We start from the raw sequence: 18,365 nt of genomic DNA on the forward strand, positions 1-18,365 counted from the left end.
TCCTGTTAACGTAACGTGGTGTGATTTGTGCCAATCAACGAGGTCAAGGTGAACCGTTACGCCATACTCTGTTTAGATAATAATCCGATCAGTACCGAGCAGTTTCGTCAGGAATTGGCGACGTTTTCTCATAAGTTTGACGTATTCACTACCGATTCGCTCGAAGAAGCTCACCATGCCATTGAATATTTGGAACAAAGCCAGCAGGAAATGGCGCTGGTCATCGCCAGCCACCACGCGGAACTCAATGGCGTCGATTTCTTGATTGGTCTCGATAAGAATCCGCGCACCGAAAGCGCACGCAAAATCTTGATCAGTGGTTCAAGCGATATCGGGGCGATTTTGACCGCCGTTAACGAAGGTAGGCTAGACCATTGCCTCACCAAACCGCTCCCTGACAACGTCTTGCAGAACACCGTTCAAAAGGAACTGACGCAATTTATTCTAAAATTTGATAAAGAAGAGTTACTCAGTTATAGCAGCGTTTTGGATCAAAATCGCTTGCTGCGTGCGCACATTGATAATCAGATGCGCAGCTATCAGGCCGGATTTATTCATGATTACCACACCCTCTCTGACGTTGAACTCACTGAACGTTTTATTGGCGCGCTGCAAGCCTTCTTCCGCGAAAAGGACGAGACTCGCGCTTGCCGCACTTATTCGGCGGAGCATCTGCTGACCATTGAAGGCGAAGCTAACAAGTTCCTCTGGTTTATTACTTCAGGCGAGGTAGCGCTCTATAAACGTGACGATATGGGCATGCAGCGGGAAGTAGTCCGTCACGGCAAAGGAAATCTGGTCGGCGGCATGTCCTTCGTGACCGGAGAGAAATCCTTCTCAACCGCACTAACCTTGTGCAAAACCGAAGTGATCAAGCTGGACCGTAGTGTGTTCTCGCAAGTGATGCAATCCGATTCCAACCTGCTGCCACTATTTACTAATCTGTTACTACGTCATTTCAACCGCCGCTTACAGCGCAGCATCAACACTAAGCTGCAACTACAAAAAACGCTAGAGTCATTGGAGTCTGCCCATCAGCAACTGATCGAAAAAGAGAAAATGGCGATGTTGGGTCAACTTGTGGCCGGGGTGGCTCACGAGTTGAATAATCCCATCGCTGCGATTTTGCGTGGCATCGAAAACCTTACTCAGAGCCTGGGATCGGTGCTGCAAAGCCGCCATTGCGAGGCACTGCAATCGAAAGGGATCAAAGTACTCGATAACGCCAAGCTGAGTAAACCGCTCTCCACCGCGACCTTAAGAGAAAAAGCCAATCAGCTTAATTTAGACAACCGTAATCTCGCGCGCAAAATTGTCACTCTTGGCCTAGAGCAAGACAGCGAGTTGATAGGCCGAGTAAAACGCTCAGAAACCGGAGTCAAAGAGGTGGAGGTGTTAGAGAACTATTTCCAAGTTGGTAACGCGCTGCGTTCTATTGATGTCTGCGCAGCACGCATTGCCGATATGGTGAAAAGCCTCAAAGGCTACGCCCGCACCGACGATGAAAGAGTGCATAAAGTCGACATCCACGAAGGGATTGAAGATACCTTAGTGATCTTTGAAAACCGCTTAAAACGACATAAAGTCATCACAGATTATTGCCAGTTGGAACCGATCTACTGCCAACCGATCGCTTTGCAACAGGTTTGGACCAATATGATCTCTAACGCGTTGGACGCGATGCCAGATCAAGGTGCGTTAACCATTACCACCGAGTTGAAAACACGCGACGGGAAAAATTATGTCACGGTCGCCTTTTTAGATAATGGCTGTGGTATTCCCACCCAGCAAAAAGAGGCCATTTTTGAACTGAACTATACGACGAAAAAGGAAGGCAATTTTGGACTCGGCATTGGTTTGTCGATCTGTTTACAAATCATTCACGCGCACGGAGGATGGATAGACGTAGACTCCGTCGTGGATCAATACACCTGCATGACCATCTGGTTACCGCTCGAAGCAGAAGGAACACACCATGAATAAATATCTGATCTTATGCGTTGATGATGAACGAGAAGTGTTGGATAGCGTGCTGCAAGATCTTGCCCCTTTTGAAGATCATTTTGTCCTCGAAGGTGCTGAATCTGTCTCCGAAGCGCGCGCTGTGATTGAAGAGTACCAAGATGACGATATCGCTCTGGCTTTGATTCTGTGTGACCACATCATGCCCGAACAAACCGGCATCAGTTTTTTGATCGAATTGAGCGACGATGAGCACACCCGCAAAGCCAGAAAAGTGCTTCTCACCGGTCAAGCAGGATTGGAAGATACCGTCGAGGCGGTGAATCATGCCAGCTTAGATTTTTACATTTCAAAACCTTGGTATGGTGAGGAGCTTCGAGCCGCCATCAAGAAACAGTTAACTCAATTTGTCATTAAACACGACGATAATCTGCTTAATTGGGTTTCTATCTTGGATGCCGAAGCGATTCTTAACGCGATGGCGGAAAGACGAAGCAGCTTCGGAGAATAAATTCTCTTCTTTCGCTCGTTCGTCCCGGCCTGAATGTAAGGCAGCTGTTAAAAATGGTACTGTTTTTGCTTAAATATTGGCTACACGACAAAACTATGGCATTTTTTTATTGGTCACTTGCATGCAAGTTGATTAAGATGTCGCGAATCGATTATTGGTGAAACTCGTTCGAGTTCCATCAGGAAACAATTCATTTAAAAAGGTTTACCGAAATATGCGTAAAACAATTCTAGCCGCAGCTCTGCTGATTGCATCTGGTCAGGTTTTGGCAAAGGAAGATTCTAATCGTCCAGAAACCATGAGCAATTTTAGCTACGACTATTTCGAAGCTCGTATTGGCGCTAGCCCAATGACCTTCGGTGCTGGTTTCAGCAAATCTGTTCATCCAAACGCTCATTTACTCGCTCGCGTTGATTCGGAATTTGAAGGGGATTTCGATGCCGCCGCTGGCTTTGGCTTCCATGCTCCAATCAATAACTGGGCAGACATGACGGGCGCTATGCTGCTACGTGTGGTTGAACCAGAAGATGCCAGCAGTGCCGACATGGGTATGGAGCTAAACCTTGGTATTCGCCAATGGCTTGGCCCACAACTGGAAGTTGGCGGTAAAGTGGGTTATGTGTCGATTGATGATAACGATGACTGGATTGGTTCAGCTTACGCACGCTTCCACTCCACTGAGCTTTTCTCTCTTGGTCTTGAAGCACGCATCAACGATTTCTACGATGATCAGTTGATGTTCTCGGCTCGCTTTAAGTTCTAAGCCGAAGATAAAAAAAACCGAGACATTGTTGTCTCGGTTTTTTATTTCAAGCTAGATGAATTACTGACAAGCAGAGAGCAGTTGGCGGCGACGAGGCTCTTGCAGCAGTTTCCAATGGATGCCCTCTACCGCACCGGCAAATTTCCACAGCAGTTTGACATCAACATCATTGCCGTACGCTTGCCGTACTCGATTAAATACTTCCACGGCACCAAGTTCGATAAACGTCTCGACATCGTCTATACCCGCTTTCTTCACCATCCGCTCCAATGTTAACTGCATATTCGGCAAATCTCTGAGCCGGCGGCTGGCGGATGATTTTTGGAAACTACGATGATGAACGGAACACTCAATTGACTTTCTGACCAGACTATCCAGATCTGCATGCTGTGTTTCTAACAACGCACTAATGTCGTAATAGTTCACCGTTGCAGTCGTCTGCTTTTTTATATGACGATACTTTTCGCACCCTAGTTCTGTCAGTTGTTCATCCAAGCCGTTACTCCCACGAAGGTAGCAGCAATCGCTGCTGATCAAAGCGAACATCGCATCATCAGCAAATAAACCGATACCACCAAACATGGAACGTTTTTGGAAATCACCAAACTGACTAACATAGTTAAAAAAAGTTTGCTCTGTCATATCCATTGACTCCTAATTCAAAGATTAACCCCGATTAGTTATGTCACCAGATAGCAGCATTGTATTTTTAGCGAATAAAATTTATAAATTGGCTTAATTAGATTGTAGTAACGAAGCGCCAATGCCCTAAATCATACTTAACGATAAAAAATAAGTCGGGATTCGTGTCACAAATAAAGTTTCACGTCTCACAACTGCGTGACTAAATTCACATCTTAGAAATGTTTCGTGCTGTTTTTTTGACGTCAAGTTTTTGTAAGGTCGAAAAAACATCAAACAAACTGCAGCGTTAGGTGCATTTGATTGCGCTTTCTGCACTGGTAGGAGTACACTGTATGAAAGCTCACGTGTTCAGATTACCTATGGAACATCTATCATTTTTTTGGCTGCCCAACAATAAGGATATGCTGGTGCAGGCACTGGAGTCAGAGTTTGCTCAACTTGTAGAGCAATCACTCTCCACGGGCAAAATTGCCCTGCCGCCTATCCCTGATGTTGTCCTTAAAATTCAACAACTGTGTACACAAGAATCGACAGGTATTGTCGACGTTGCGGATTGCTTGCTCGAAGACCCTGGCTTAGCGGCTATTGTCATACGCGTAGCAAACTCGGTCATTTTCAATCGACGTAACATCACCTGTACTGATTTGACCACAGCGGTTTCACGTCTAGGGATACTGCGTGTCAGAGACATAGTTACCGCTCAAGCCATCGAACAGCTTAAACATTCGGTCAACCTCAACAAAGAGTGTAATGCGGTGTTAATCAACAGCGCTGCGGTTTCACGCGAGTTGGGCGCGACCATGGTTCTGGTGGTGAATGCTTTTAGAAAGCTTGGGGCAGATAAATATGCTCACCTCGAGGCGGAAAAAGCGCTTTTGGTGGGTTTACTGGCGGATATTGGTCTCTTTTGCCTAGTCAATGAGTACCACCTGTATCTTGATAAAGGTAACTATCTTGATCACCAGATCGCACTACAAATCTTCCAGACACGATGCTCCGCGACCAGTAAACTGGTATTAGAAAACTGGGGATTTGACCGCGATTTTATTGAAGTGGCATCCAACCACTCTTTTTCTCAAACTCGCCCTGAGGTCAGCTACCTAGATATCGCCAGAATCGCGAATCACTTGCTCATGTTCCGTAGCCAAGATGAGCGCATTGAAGATCATGAAGTGGAGTTCAACTTAACAGGTGCTGAAGTGCTGTTTGAGCTAAGCAACCTCAACGACAATGAGTTCCAATCGAAGATTAACGACGTGCTAAACGCTAGTGGTTTATAAAATTATCGCCCCTTCGCTCAAGCCCATAAATTCCGAGCCACAAATGAGTAACTGACTGTGATAAACCACCAGTTTCTGGTGGTTTATCACGGGTTTGTTCTGTATTCTATGCAAACGTTCACCTAGCGATGTAGGTTGAGCGTTTGCAAACACATGCTCTACTCATTAACGTGCGTCCTCAGACAAATCGTATACTGCACACGCTTTGTTAATCGCCATTGTTCCAATGGTTTCGAACACAGACACTGTTTGTCAGACTAATTACGTTGCGTGAAAAAGCTAATTTAGACCAACGCTCTACATCGAAAAGCTATCGAAGGAATCAGGAGTTTTCATGTTGTCAGGGATGCTATTTATTTTTGCTCCGCTTGTTTTCGGCTATTTCATTTCCATTTCGCGTGAAGCAACCTTAGTGACAATTAACAAGGTCACTTCTCAGCTTATTTACGTGATCCTTTCTCTCATGGGACTTAGCCTAGCCGCTTTGGATAACCTAAGCAGTAACTTACAAACGATTCTCCTCTATACCGCCACATTTTTCTTTTGCTTGGGCATCTGCAATTTGGCGGGCTTACCCTTGATAGACCGACTCCTGCCCGTTGTTACAGACAAGACACAAAAAAAGCTGCCACTTTCCGCCATGGCGTTGGAATCGGCCAAACTGATCCTAGTGGTCGGTGGAGGACTTCTTGTTGGTTTGTTGCTGCCCTTTGAGTTGCATTGGGTAGATACCGCTAGCGAGTGGATATTGTTTATCTTGCTGTTTTTTATTGGTATTCAACTACGTAACAGTGGCCTGACGCTCAAACAAATACTACTCAATAAACATGGCATGTTGATAGCATTGGTCATTATCGTCACATCAATGCTTGGCGGTCTACTCGCCGGACACCTTTTAGGCTTGCCCATCTATCAAGCCTTAGCGATGGCTTCTGGATTTGGTTGGTACTCGCTAGCAGGCATACTCATGGGGGACGCTTTTGGTCCCGTCTTTGGCGGAACGTCATTTATGATCGAGTTGCTGCGAGAATTAGTGGCACTAGTGGTTATCCCGCTATTAATTAGGAGCTACCCTTGTACCTCAATCGGTTATGCCGGCGCGACGGCCATGGATTTCACCCTTCCTGTGATTCAGACAACCGGCGGAGTGCGCTGCGTACCCATAGCGATTGTCAGCGGCTTTATACTCAGCCTACTTGTTCCTGTATTAATGTTATTCTTTGTGTCACTTGCTAGCTAGATCGCAGGATGATACGCCCACATTCGTTACAATACGCGCTAAAAATTAAAACATGTATCAAAAGGAAGAACTATGAAACGTTTCGTTGTCGCTCTTATGCTAGCTTCAACTTCATCTGTTGCACTGGCTGCCGACAGCCAATGTTTAGCCCAAAAATACGACGCTTACATCGATGCTTCTCTAAATTGGTACTCAGATCTTGCTCAACTGACCACGCAACAATACCCAGATTTGCAAGATGTGAGTGGCTGGTTTCTTGAAGGCCGTCAGCACCATTTCGAGCTCAATCGGGCTGCCGTGCATTACTACCTCAAACATGATGCGAGCCGAGTCGCTACCGACAAATCGATTGAAAATTGGTTGCAACTGGAGCAAAGCGACATTAAACAGCTCGCGAGTCGCAGTGATGAATTGGGTGAAATCGCTAAACGAACCTTTGAAGATCGCCAAGCGGCAAACCATGAGAAAAATTACGAGCTACGCTCCGCGTTTGCCGATCTCCTCAGCCATCCGAAAAAGATCGACGCTGCGCTGAATCGTTACAACGATGCCATCGCTGGTGTCAGCCAGGTTAAGTGTAACTAATTCGCAAACCGAACCATTTTATTCCTAGGGCGTGTTTCTTTTCTGCCATTCAATCAGTGGCAAAAGAGAAACACGCCTCAGTGATCGTTGAATAAAAACGGGACTTTGCCGCCATTTTGGTTTAGATTGTCCCGCTCGAACTACTAGTATAATTAAGTCGATTTGTTTATATGGCAATGGAACAAAAAATCGCTGACGTCAGCTTCGAAAGTCTATTAAAAATCTTTACCATCCCGGAAGGTCCAGATTCCACTTTGACGCAAATCGAAGCAAAGCTCTCACAAAACCTCAATAAATTCCTCGGTGAACACATCGTGGCAGAAGAAAAGCCTTTACGTGAAATCGAGAAAGACTTTTCTTCTGCTAGGATTCCGGAGCAACCCGAATTTGTCTCTGACCATACAGAACATTTGTTGGACACTCTGGTTTCTCATTCGGTGCATACTTCGTCACCCAGTTTTATCGGTCACATGACTTCGGCATTGCCCTATTTTCTGATGCCATTGTCGAAGATCATGATCGCTCTGAATCAAAACTTAGTGAAGATAGAGACATCAAAAGCCTTTACGCCTTTAGAACGTCAAGTACTCGGTATGCTGCATCGTTTGATCTACGGACAAGACGACGCTTTCTATTCGCAGTGGATGCATAGCGCTGAGCACTCACTGGGGGCTTTCTGCTCCGGCGGCACCATCGCCAACATCACCGCCTTGTGGGTAGCAAGAAATAATGCTCTACGAGCCGAAGGAGCTTTTCAAGGCGTTGAAAAAGAAGGCTTATTCAAAGCGATGAAACACTACGGATATGAAGGTCTTGCCGTACTTGTTTCAGAGCGAGGACACTATTCGCTGAAAAAAGCTGCCGATGTACTTGGTATCGGCCAAGCTGGCCTTGTCGCTATCAAGACCGATGAAAACAACCGCATCTGCCCACAGGCGCTAGAAGCGAAAATTCAAGAGCTCAAATCGCAGCGTATTAAACCGTTCGCGGTCATCGGCGTCGCGGGCACCACAGAAACGGGCAGCGTCGATCCACTGCGCGCAATCGCTGAAGTGTGTCAACGACATGCTTGCCATTTTCATGTTGATGCCGCCTGGGGCGGTGCCACTTTGATGTCCAACAAATATCGTCATCTGCTTGATGGCGTAGAGCTTGCCGATTCGGTCACCATTGATGCCCACAAGCAGCTTTATGTGCCCATGGGCGCGGGCATGGTTCTCTTTAAAGATCCCAATGCGATGAGTTCGATTGAACACCATGCACAGTACATCCTGCGTAAGGGCTCGAAGGATCTTGGTAGTCATACGCTCGAAGGGTCACGCTCTGGTATGGCGATGTTAGTTTACGCCAGCATGCACATTATTAGCCGTCCAGGCTATGAACTGCTGATCAATCAAAGTATTGAAAAAGCAAAATATTTTGCTACGTTGATTAAACAGCAAGAAGACTTTGAGTTGATCTCAGAGCCAGAACTTTGCCTGCTTACCTACCGCTACATTCCTGCTAAAGTGAAACAGGCTTTGGCGCTGGCCAATGATAAAGAACGTGTTGAGCTTAACGAGTTACTCAACGAACTCACCAAATTTGTACAAAAGCGCCAGCGCGAAACGGGTAAGTCCTTCGTGTCGAGAACCCGATTAAACCCGGCTCAGTGGTCACGAATGGACACGATCGTCTTTCGAGTGGTACTTGCAAACCCACTAACTAGCAACGATATCCTCGCTTGTGTTTTGCAACAACAGCGGCAAATTGTTCAGCAACAAGCCCCCAATTTGATGGCAGAAATTGGACGGTTAAGCGAACAGATACTGAGCAAGTCTCACTGACACTTCTCCTAGCGAGTTACAGCAAAATGAAATTTTCTTTCTCTTTTGCTGTAACTCCAAAGTCAATATTCCGTAGAAATTGCCGAAATGGCGTGCGACAACATTCAGTTTTGTAGTTTTAACAAACTTTTGTTTGAGGCCTGTCAAATTCTCACTAAATAGTACGGCTATTTGTTTTAGTCGTATCGCGTATTAGGTTTATACTCTCGCTATGGCGCTGATTGCAGGTTGCCGTCCTAAATATACGTTTTTCCCAAGAATAGTATCATTTGGACTGGCATTGTCGGCGAGTTGTTCTCTATACCCTCGTGAACACTATGAATACATTAGAAAAAATTCAAAAAAACCTTGAGAACTTTAGCAAATCGGAACGCAAAGTCGCTGAAGTGATTATGGCGTCACCGCAAACGGCTATCCACTCAAGTATCGCAACACTGGCAAAAATGGCAGACGTCAGTGAGCCAACGGTCAACCGCTTCTGTCGCAGATTGGATACGAAAGGCTTCCCCGACTTCAAACTCCATTTAGCGCAAAGTTTGGCGAACGGAACGCCTTATGTTAACCGTAATGTCGAGGAAGATGACGGCCCAGATGCCTACACGCACAAGATTTTCGAATCCACCATGGCGTGTCTTGATGTGGCCAAAAACAGTTTGGATGCGATGCAAGTCAACCGCGCAGTGGACCTGCTCACTCAAGCCAAGCGTATCTCCTTCTTTGGCTTAGGCGCATCATCTGCGGTAGCAAAAGACGCGCAAAACAAGTTCATTCGTTTCAATATCCCCATTACTTGTTTTGAAGATGTGGTGATGCAACGCATGAGCTGCATCAATTGCAGCGATAACGATGTGTTTGTGCTGATCTCCCACACAGGGCGCACTAAGAGTTTGGTAGAGATTGCCAACCTTGCACGTGAAAATGGCGCAACCGTCATCGCTATCACGGCAAAAGACTCGCCGTTGGAAAAAGCGGCCTCGCTGGCAATTTCTTTGGACGTTCCAGAAGATACTGACGTTTACATGCCGATGGCGAGCCGTGTGGTGCAGATGACCGTGATCGATGTTTTAGCCACTGGTTTCACACTCCGTCGCGGCTCGGGCTTTCGTGAAAACCTCAAGCGCGTAAAAGAAGCGCTTAAAGACAGCCGATACGACAAGCTGTCTCACTTCTAAACATTCTTTTTCAACGGAGCCTTCTGGCTCCGTTTTGATTAGTTTTCTACATTATCACGACTTGGTAAGCTTCGCTGGTTTCCTCCCAGCACCTCTATCGCGGCAGCACTGATTGGCTGCGCATCTTGTTCTTCACCCAAGCGGCAACTGCACACCTGATTAAGAATGTAGATGAGACGATCTTTGGTTAACGGTAACGGGTTTCCCTTTATCGCAACGGACTTCAAGGCATCTTCCGCGACCTGAGTAAAAGAAGTGGCACAGACGCCAAACTGGCTGAGCTGTGGCAACGACAGCTTATCTAAAAGTTCCGTCACCCACTCAATACCCTCTTCTTCAATCGCCTCTGATCTTCCCGTTACGATACGTGCGATAGAACGGTAGCGATACAGCAAGTCACTGCGACCCGCGGTACGTGCGGCCATAATATTTTCCCGCATCACATGAGGAGCTAAGCGTCCTGTAATTACACTGTGTGGCGCATCCAGCTTACCACCTAATGCCGAAGCTAATCCATGCGCAGCGCCCAACTTAGCATTGGTGATCGCCATACCACCGAGTAAAGCGGCAAAGGCAATGTCAGAGCGCGCTTTGTGATCATCTTGTAAACAAGCGGGTAAAATGGAATTCGTCAATCGCCGCAACCCTTCTTCACATATCATGTCCGTTAGGGGGTTCGGTTCTCCACAAACATATGCTTCCATTAAGTGAGTAAAAGCATCCATGGCTCCACGCCCCGAAGTATAAGGATCGGTTCCGTAAGTCAGTGTTGGATCAATAATCGCGACGTCCGCCAACATGTCTGGGCTGCGCAAGCTCACCTTGACCCTATCTTGGCCTGATTTTAATACCGCGTTGCGGGTCACTTCAGAGCCTGTACTTGCTGTTGTCGGTATCGCGATAAAGTGCAATGGATGCGTCTTGAGAGGGACGTTTCGCCCTACCACTTCAACGTAGTCATAGACATTGCCTTGATTGGGAATGATGGCCGCAAGCGCTTTACCCATATCAATCACACTACCGCCACCAACAGCAACTACCATATCGGGTTTGAATTTTCGCCCAAGAATGGCCGTCTCTTCCACCATCGCGATGTAAGGTTCACCAGAGATAGCAACATGTTGGTAGCGCATATTTTGTGACTTCAGGTAACCAATAACCGGCTGAGCGCGAGAGAGATCCTGCCCTGTCACTAACAGCACGCTGTAACCAAACTGATTAAGCACAGACAATGAGGCTTGCAGGGCTCCCTCGCCAAAGATGATCCTTGTGGCCGTCATAAACTGAAACATAGCGTACATCCTCTTCCGGTTATCACTGTTTACAGCGCAAGTTAATGTTGCTCACTGTGCCTTGGTTTTTCACCACAATGTTTGATCAAGTGCAACTCACGCCAATTAACCTTGTATTTTGTAAGACTTTTTGCGGTACCTCACATCGCCTGATACGTAAACTGTCCAGCAAGTGTTCAATGTGTTTCGTCTATCAGAGCAAGAGGCATTTGCCACTTTATTTCCGCTATCGGATCGGGCATAGTTGCAGCTACCAAAATAAAGGAGAGAGTATATGTTCGTAGTTATCTTTGGTCGTCCGGCTTGTCCTTACTGTGTGCGTGCAAAAGAGCACGCGGAAACCCTGAAAGCCAAACGTGACGATTTCAACTATCGTTATGTAGATATTCAAGCAGAAGGTATTTCAAAGGCAGACCTAGAGAAAACTGTTGGTAAGCCGGTTGAAACCGTGCCACAAATTTTCATCGACCAGCAACATATCGGCGGTTGTGATGACTTCGAAGCTTATGCAAAAGAGCACCTAGGTCTATTTGACTAATTTCCGCTCCTTTTTCTTTAAACCCGCTATACAGCGGGTTTTTTTATAACGGTTTTTGTTGAAACAGCCAATACAAGTCAACTCTTGGCAAAACTGAAAAATTTCTCTTATCTTTTAGCTATATTTGGTTACAATTCCCATTCTAACCCTGTTCCCTGACCTAACTTTTTAGAGCGACAACGTGAATATAGACGTCGTACTTCTTCTTGAGCAAAATCCAGTTCTGCTCATCTTCGTGGTGTTGGCCATCGGCCTCTCTTTTGGCAAAATCCGCTTCGGCAATATGCAGCTTGGCAACTCAATTGGTGTTCTGATCACTTCCTTGATTATGGGCCACCTCGGTTTCTCGTTTAACGCTGAGGCACTCACCATTGGGTTTATGCTGTTTATTTATTGCGTTGGTATCGAAGCCGGACCCAACTTTTTCGGTATTTTCTTTCGAGATGGCAAACACTATTTGACACTGAGCCTAGTGGTGTTAGTCACGGCGTTAGCTATTGCCTACTTTGCCAGCCATTACATGGGACTGGATTTTGGTTTGGCCGCTGGCATGATGGCGGGGGCACTCACTGCGACGCCAGTATTGGTAGGGGCACAGGACGCACTCAATTCGGGACTAGCGTCCATTCCAAGAAACATGGACTTTTCATTGGTGCTGGAAAACCTTTCAGTCGGTTACGCCATGGCCTATCTCGTCGGTTTGGTTAGCATGATCATGTTTGCCAAGTTGCTGCCTAAGTTGCAAAAGCAAAATCTGTCTGACTCAGCGCAGCAAATTGCGCAAGAGCGCGGTTTGGGCGGTTCAGGGCGTAAAGTCTATTTGCCGATCATTCGCGCCTATCGAGTCGGCGCGGAACTTATTGACTGGACGGACGGTAAAAACCTGCGTGAACTGGGTATCTACCGCCAGACGGGCTGCTACATCGAACGTATTCGCCGCAACGGTATCCTCGCCCATCCCGATGGTGATGCGATTTTGCAAGAGGGTGATGAGATTGCCTTGGTCGGTTTCCCCGACAGCCACGCGCGCCTTGACCCGAGCTTTCGCAACGGCAAAGAGGTTTTCGACCGAAACCTGCTCGATTTGCGTATTGTAGAAGAAGAGATCGTGGTAAAAAGCGATGCGATTGCCGGCAAACGTCTTTCCGATCTTAATCTTTCGGAATATGGTTGTTTCCTGAACCGCGTAGTCCGCGCACAGATCGAAATGCCCATGGATCTCGATATCGTGCTAGCCAAAGGCGACGTATTACAAGTCAGTGGTGAAAAGAGCCGTGTTCATGGCCTAGCTGAGCGCATCGGTTTCATCTCGATCCACAGTCAAATGGCTGACCTGCTCGCTTTCTGCAGTTTCTTCATTCTCGGCATTATGTTCGGCTTAGTCACCATGACGTTCGGCCAAGTCTCTTTCAGTTTGGGCAACGCAGTAGGCTTATTACTCTCTGGGATCACGCTGGGCTTTTTACGAGCAAACCACCCTACTTTTGGCTACGTACCACAGGGGGCGCTGAACATGGTCAAAGACTTAGGGCTGATGATTTTTATGGTAGGGATCGGCCTTAGTGCAGGTGGCAAAATGTTCGACCATTTGACCCTAGTCGGACCGAAAATTATCGGCATCGCCTTCTTGGTGAGTGTCGTGCCCGTCGTTTTTGCCTACCTTGTTGGTGCTTACATCCTTAAGATGAACCGCGCTTTACTATTTGGTGCCATCATTGGTGCTCGTACCTGTGCGCCCGCGATGGACATAGTGAATGACTATGCCAAGTCAACCATTCCTGCCCTTGGTTATGCTGGCACATACGCTATCGCCAATATTTTGATGACGTTGGCGGGAACGATATTGATTATTCTTAGCTAGCACCAGCTACCACAAGTAAACAAAAGGCGCTCAATTGAGCGCCTTGTCTATGTGTTGTCTAGTAGCAGATTAGATAGTGATAAAATCCGTCGCGACTTGTGGATTCACTTCTGCATCGTAATCGACACCATCAATACCAAAGCCAAACAGCTTCAAGAACTCTTCTTTGTACTGCACATAGTCTGTCAATTCTTTCAGGTTCTCAGTGGTAATTTGAGGCCATAGATCACGGCAGTATTGCTGAATGTCGTCACGCAGTTCCCAATCATCCAGACGCAGACGATTCTTATCGTCCACTTCTGCCGCGCTGCCATCTTCTTTATAAAGACGTTGGCTAAACATGCGATAGATCTGCTCCATACACCCTTCGTGTACACCTTCTTGGCGCATTTTCTTAAACACCATCGCAATGTACAACGGCATTACTGGAATCGCAGAGCTCGCCTGAGTGACCACTGACTTCAACACTGCGACGTTCGCGCTACCACCAGTTGTGGCTAGCTTGTCGTTCAGCGCCGCGGCAGCGCGATCTAGATCCATCTTCGCTTTGCCTAGTGCACCATCCCAGTAGATTGGCCACGTCAGTTCAGTACCGATGTAGCTATAAGCGACCGTTTTACAACCGTCAGCCAATACGCCCGCTTCGGCCAACGCATTGATCCACAGCTCCCAATCTTCGCCACCCATAACCGTAATAGTATCTTGGATTTCTTGCTCAGTTGCAGGCTCTACGCTTGCTTCGATGATCACATCTTTGTTGGTATCAACCGCCGTAGACGTGTAAGTTTGACCGATTGGCTTGAGCGCAGAACGGATCAGTTCGCCCGTACTTGGAAGCTTACGGACTGGCGATGCCAAAGAGTAAACCACCATATCCACCTGGCCCAGATCGGCTTTGATGAGTTCGATGGCTTTCTCTTTCGCTTCATTGGAGAAAGCGTCGCCGTTGAGACTTTTCGCGTACAAACCTTCTTCACGCGCTAGCTTCTCAAATGCGGCCGCATTGTAAAAACCTGCTGTGCCTGGTTTCTTCTCTGTGCCTTCTTTTTCGAAGAAAACACCAATGGTTGCTGCGCCGCCACCGAATGCCGCTGCAATACGAGAAGATAACCCGTAGCCACTTGACGAACCAACAACAAGAACGCGTTTTGGTGCGTTTTTGATCGGGCCTTGCGCCTTAGTGTAAGCAATTTGTTCTTTTACGTTCGCTTCACAACCCACTGGATGCGTTGTGGTACAGATAAAACCACGAATTTTAGGTTTGATGATCATATTCAACTTCCTTTAAAAAACGCTGCTAGGATAAAAGTTTCGACCACAGTTCGCATCTAATTTCTGTAAAAATGCGGCGAAAATGCAAGTGGTTGGAGCACTCTGATAGATTTTTCTCCGTCAAAAATAGAAAAAGCACCTTAAATTAGGTGCTTTTTCGCTAATGCGCTGCGAACTAAGCAGCGCTAGTCAGCTTTGCTTTAATGGGAGCATCCGTCAAAGTTTCGGAAAAATCGAAGCTGAAATGGTCAACCTGAATCGCTTTATAGCGCAGTTTGTCCGCCGCGAGGATCTTATCGATCTCTTGCTCGCTTAAAACATCGGCCTCAAACGCTTGCTGTAAGCGGTCGTGCAATAGGCCTTTACGTGCCACTTTGCCCTCTTTGACCGCTTTCATCAGCTTGCGCTCTAGGGGTTTGATGTCATACATGGCTAAGAATGCCTGCTCCATCAAACCAACACTATCATCCGCTGATTTGCCGATGTAGCAGAGGCTCGTCATGCGATCGCGCTGTACGCCCGGAGTCATCATCGCTTCAGCAAGGCTAATGCAAAGATCATCACTCGGTTTTTTGAAATGATTGCCCAGTGGGAAAAGCAATGCTTTCAGTACACCGCCTACGTATTTCACTGGGAAATTGGCGTAAGCTTCGTTGAGTGATTTGGCCGCATGGTGCAAACAGTGCTGAACCGCATAGTGGACAAAGTTGAGATCGCCCTGCTGGCGTCCTTCATCTTCGTACTTCTTCAACGCTGCTGAGGCCATGTACAGATAGCTAAGTCCGTCGCCAAGACGCGCCGAGATCATCTCTTTGCGCTTAAGCTCACCACCGAGCGTTAACATCGCAAAATCGGCACTCACGGCGAGCGCTCGGCTCAAACGTGTCATATCTTTGTAGTAGCGCTGAGTCGGACCGCTCATGTGTGCTTTGACAAAGCGTGAACCTGTCAGTGCCGCCGCTAATGCGCCGAAGGTATTACCAGTGGCATGTTTGATGTGTTTAAACAACAGGTCATCAAATTGCTTGGCTCCCTCTTTCTCATCCGGGTTTGCCGCCGCTTCCATCTCTCTAAGCACGTAAGGGTGACAACGTGTTGCACCTTGACCAAAGATCATCAAGTTACGTGTCAGGATATTCGCACCTTCCACCGTAATCGCCACCGGAATGCCGAGGTAATGCGTCGCCAGATAGTTCATTGGCCCATCTTGAATCGCACGGCCTGAATGGATGTCCATGGAATCATTAAGAATGGTGCGCGCCATTTCGGTCATATGGTACTTGGCAATCGCCGTCACAATCCCTGGTTTTTCTTTCAGATCCAACGATGTAGTGGTCAACGTCCGTGTCGCTTCGAGCAGATAAGTTAAACCGCCAATGCGACCCATCGCCTCCGCAACACCTTCAAATTTACCAATCGACATACCAAACTGTTTACGCACGTAGGCATAAGCGCCGGTTGTACGTGTCGTCAGGTGACCAATCGCGGTGCCCAGTGCAGGCAGCGAAATACCGCGTCCGGCAGAGAGGCACTCAACCAGCATGCGCCAGCCTTTGCCCGCATAATCCGCGCCACCAATCAGCCAGTCCATCGGAATGAAAACATTCTGTCCACGAGTTGGCCCGTTCATAAAAGCCAAACCCAGCGGGTCGTGGCGTTCACCAATCTCTACCCCTTCGTGATCGGCTGGGATCAGAGCGCAGGTAATACCGATGTCTGTTTTATCGCCAAGCAGGTGATCAGGATCGCTCAGTTTGAACGCCAGTCCTAGTACGGTTGCGACCGGTGCTAGGGTGATATAGCGTTTATTCCAGCTCACACGGATGCCGAGGACTTCTTTGCCTTCGTGCATACCGTAGCAAACCACACCTTGGTCTGGAATGCCACCAGCATCCGAGCCAGCTTCAGGGCCAGTCAAGGCAAAACAAGGGATGTCGGTACCATCCGCTAAACGAGGTAGCCAGTAGTCTTTTTGCGCTTGAGTACCATAGTGCGATAAAAGTTCACCCGGGCCGAGTGAGTTTGGCACCATGACAGTCACAGCAGTACTGATGCTGCGTGTGGCAATTTTCGAAACGATGGTTGAATTCGCTAGCGCCGAGAACTGGCGACCGCCGTACTCTTTAGAAATGATCAACGAAAAGAAACGCTCTTTACGCAGATACTCCCAAACTTTCGCAGGCAGATCGCGATCTTCCTTAACCATTTTATGGTCATCAAGCATTTCAAGCAGCGTTTCCAGCTCGTTGTCCATGAAAGATTGTTCTTCTGCGGTAAGAACAGGTTTTGGATAGTGATGCAGTTTTTGAAAATCAGGCTTACCTGAAAACAGTTCTGCATCCCACCAGACGCTGCCGGCTTCCATTGCTTCCTTCTCTGTAATAGACAGAGGAGGCAACACCTTTTTGAATACTTTAAACGCCGGGTCGCTAACCCACTTCCTTCTTAGAGAGCTCATAGTTCAGATCCTTTTGTTCACTGGTGGAACCCGATCAGGTCCTGGTTATCTGTTATTTTAGTTACTCTGCTGACATTCCTGCCGCCATATAGGGGATCAAGAGGTCAACGACTGATTTTACATCGGTTGTTTTGCTGAAATTGCTTTCAGCTATTTCAGAAAGCGCCTGACTGGATGCCATCGTAAACACACAGGTTCCCAGTGTGAAATGCAAGCGCCAAAAAAGCGTTTCTTCGGTTAAGGTCGGATTGGCTTTCAGCACGGATTCAGTAAATAGCTTCAATACATCGTTATAACGTGTAGTGATAAACCATCTTAAATGCCCTTGTACGTCGGTATATCCGCGGCCAATCAACAACATGAACAGACTTGTGCCATTCGGGCGCACTTCGTTGAGCTCTTTAAGCGGTACGCGAAGCGATTCAAACACTTCGGCCATGGTGTACGACTCTTTGCTGTTCAGTTGTACTAACGAAATTTTCATTGCTGGCATTAACGCTTCGAGATAACGATCCAACACCGCTCGAACTAAGGTTTTCTTGTCACCAAAGTGATAGTTGACCGAAGCCAAGTTCACACCGGCTTTGCCAGTAATGGTACGAAGTGAAGTGTCATTGAACCCGTACTCGGCGAACAACCCTTCGGCGATGTCGAGAATTTTTTCTTTTGTACTGCTTCTTGGTGCCATTTCAATCACTCGTATCAAACAACTGTTTGAAATATACTTTTGACACCAATAATTAACAAGCAATTAACATCACATTTTTTAATATTGGTCGGACCAGAATGGAATTTCGCCCTTTCGCCAAGGGGTTAGCGAGAGAAAATTTTTTGAGATATTTTCGTTGATTTAGGGAACTGCCGCCGAATCCCTTGGTCTGAATAGGAGTAACAACAAGCGCATTGTTAAGTTTCACTGGCCGTCAAACTTGTTTCAGACTTTTGTTACGTTGCTGCTTT

At 47.1% G+C, this 18,365-nt stretch carries 15 protein-coding genes; 10 read left to right on the forward strand and 5 right to left on the reverse strand.

Going from position 1 to position 18,365, the window contains the following annotated elements:
• Window positions 1-48 precede the first annotated feature (48 nt).
• The 3 genes from EWA64_RS02905 to EWA64_RS02915 all read left to right on the forward strand — a co-directional run bounded on the left by EWA64_RS02905 (window position 49) and on the right by EWA64_RS02915 (window position 3,236).
• Complete coding sequence (locus EWA64_RS02905; protein WP_061895606.1) at window positions 49-1,983, forward strand: ATP-binding protein; 1,935 nt, start codon at window positions 49-51, stop codon at window positions 1,981-1,983.
• Entirely contained in the window at window positions 1,976-2,473 is a 498-nt protein-coding gene (locus EWA64_RS02910) for a response regulator (RefSeq protein ID WP_061895605.1), read from the forward strand. Before EWA64_RS02905 ends, EWA64_RS02910 begins: the two co-directional genes overlap by 8 nt.
• Window positions 2,474-2,687: 214 nt before the next feature.
• Window positions 2,688-3,236 (forward strand): hypothetical protein, encoded by a 549-nt coding sequence (locus EWA64_RS02915; protein WP_061895604.1) that lies wholly within the window; start codon window positions 2,688-2,690, stop codon window positions 3,234-3,236.
• A gap of 60 nt (window positions 3,237-3,296) precedes the next feature.
• On the opposite strand, the gene EWA64_RS02920 is transcribed toward EWA64_RS02915, so the two are convergent.
• Complete coding sequence (locus EWA64_RS02920) at window positions 3,297-3,884, reverse strand: TfoX/Sxy family DNA transformation protein (protein ID WP_061895603.1); 588 nt, start codon at window positions 3,882-3,884, stop codon at window positions 3,297-3,299.
• Between the two features lie 356 nt (window positions 3,885-4,240).
• On the opposite strand from EWA64_RS02920, the gene EWA64_RS02925 reads away from it, so the two are divergent.
• The 5 genes from EWA64_RS02925 (at window position 4,241) to EWA64_RS02945 (ending at window position 9,984) form a co-directional block, all read left to right on the forward strand.
• Complete coding sequence (locus EWA64_RS02925) at window positions 4,241-5,161, forward strand: HDOD domain-containing protein (RefSeq protein WP_061895669.1); 921 nt, start codon at window positions 4,241-4,243, stop codon at window positions 5,159-5,161.
• Window positions 5,162-5,495: 334 nt separating this feature from the next.
• Entirely contained in the window at window positions 5,496-6,401 is a 906-nt protein-coding gene (locus tag EWA64_RS02930; RefSeq protein WP_061895602.1) for a LysO family transporter, read from the forward strand.
• 72 nt (window positions 6,402-6,473) lie between these two features.
• The gene (locus tag EWA64_RS02935; protein WP_061895601.1) at window positions 6,474-6,986 is read left to right on the forward strand and encodes a hypothetical protein; all 513 of its coding nucleotides are present in this window, start codon (window positions 6,474-6,476) and stop codon (window positions 6,984-6,986) included.
• A 170-nt stretch (window positions 6,987-7,156) separates the two neighbouring features.
• The gene (panP, locus tag EWA64_RS02940) at window positions 7,157-8,812 is read left to right on the forward strand and encodes a pyridoxal-dependent aspartate 1-decarboxylase PanP (protein ID WP_061895600.1); all 1,656 of its coding nucleotides are present in this window, start codon (window positions 7,157-7,159) and stop codon (window positions 8,810-8,812) included.
• 317 nt (window positions 8,813-9,129) lie between these two features.
• Window positions 9,130-9,984 (forward strand): MurR/RpiR family transcriptional regulator, encoded by an 855-nt coding sequence (locus EWA64_RS02945; protein ID WP_061895599.1) that lies wholly within the window; start codon window positions 9,130-9,132, stop codon window positions 9,982-9,984.
• Window positions 9,985-10,022: 38 nt separating this feature from the next.
• Here EWA64_RS02945 and EWA64_RS02950 read toward each other — a convergent pair whose 3' ends face one another.
• A complete protein-coding gene (locus tag EWA64_RS02950; protein WP_061895598.1) occupies window positions 10,023-11,276 on the reverse strand; it encodes an iron-containing alcohol dehydrogenase in 1,254 nt (417 codons plus the stop codon).
• A 274-nt stretch (window positions 11,277-11,550) separates the two neighbouring features.
• Between EWA64_RS02950 and EWA64_RS02955 the strand changes: the two genes are divergently transcribed.
• Window positions 11,551-11,814 (forward strand): GrxA family glutaredoxin, encoded by a 264-nt coding sequence (locus EWA64_RS02955; protein WP_011080656.1) that lies wholly within the window; start codon window positions 11,551-11,553, stop codon window positions 11,812-11,814.
• A 181-nt stretch (window positions 11,815-11,995) separates the two neighbouring features.
• Complete coding sequence (locus EWA64_RS02960; protein ID WP_061895597.1) at window positions 11,996-13,675, forward strand: aspartate:alanine antiporter; 1,680 nt, start codon at window positions 11,996-11,998, stop codon at window positions 13,673-13,675.
• Window positions 13,676-13,744: 69 nt separating this feature from the next.
• On the opposite strand, the gene fabV is transcribed toward EWA64_RS02960, so the two are convergent.
• From fabV to psrA, 3 genes are all read right to left on the reverse strand, one after another.
• Window positions 13,745-14,947: an enoyl-ACP reductase FabV gene (gene fabV / locus EWA64_RS02965; RefSeq protein ID WP_061895596.1), complete on the reverse strand. Its 1,203-nt coding sequence runs from the start codon at window positions 14,945-14,947 to the stop codon at window positions 13,745-13,747.
• Between the two features lie 175 nt (window positions 14,948-15,122).
• Entirely contained in the window at window positions 15,123-17,405 is a 2,283-nt protein-coding gene (locus EWA64_RS02970; protein WP_061895595.1) for an acyl-CoA dehydrogenase, read from the reverse strand.
• A gap of 61 nt (window positions 17,406-17,466) precedes the next feature.
• Entirely contained in the window at window positions 17,467-18,093 is a 627-nt protein-coding gene (gene psrA, locus EWA64_RS02975) for a TetR family transcriptional repressor PsrA (RefSeq protein WP_061895594.1), read from the reverse strand.
• Between the last annotated feature and the right edge of the window lie 272 nt (window positions 18,094-18,365).

The organism is Vibrio cidicii, from assembly GCF_009665415.1.
In the GTDB taxonomy this organism is placed as follows: Bacteria; Pseudomonadota; Gammaproteobacteria; order Enterobacterales; family Vibrionaceae; genus Vibrio; species Vibrio cidicii.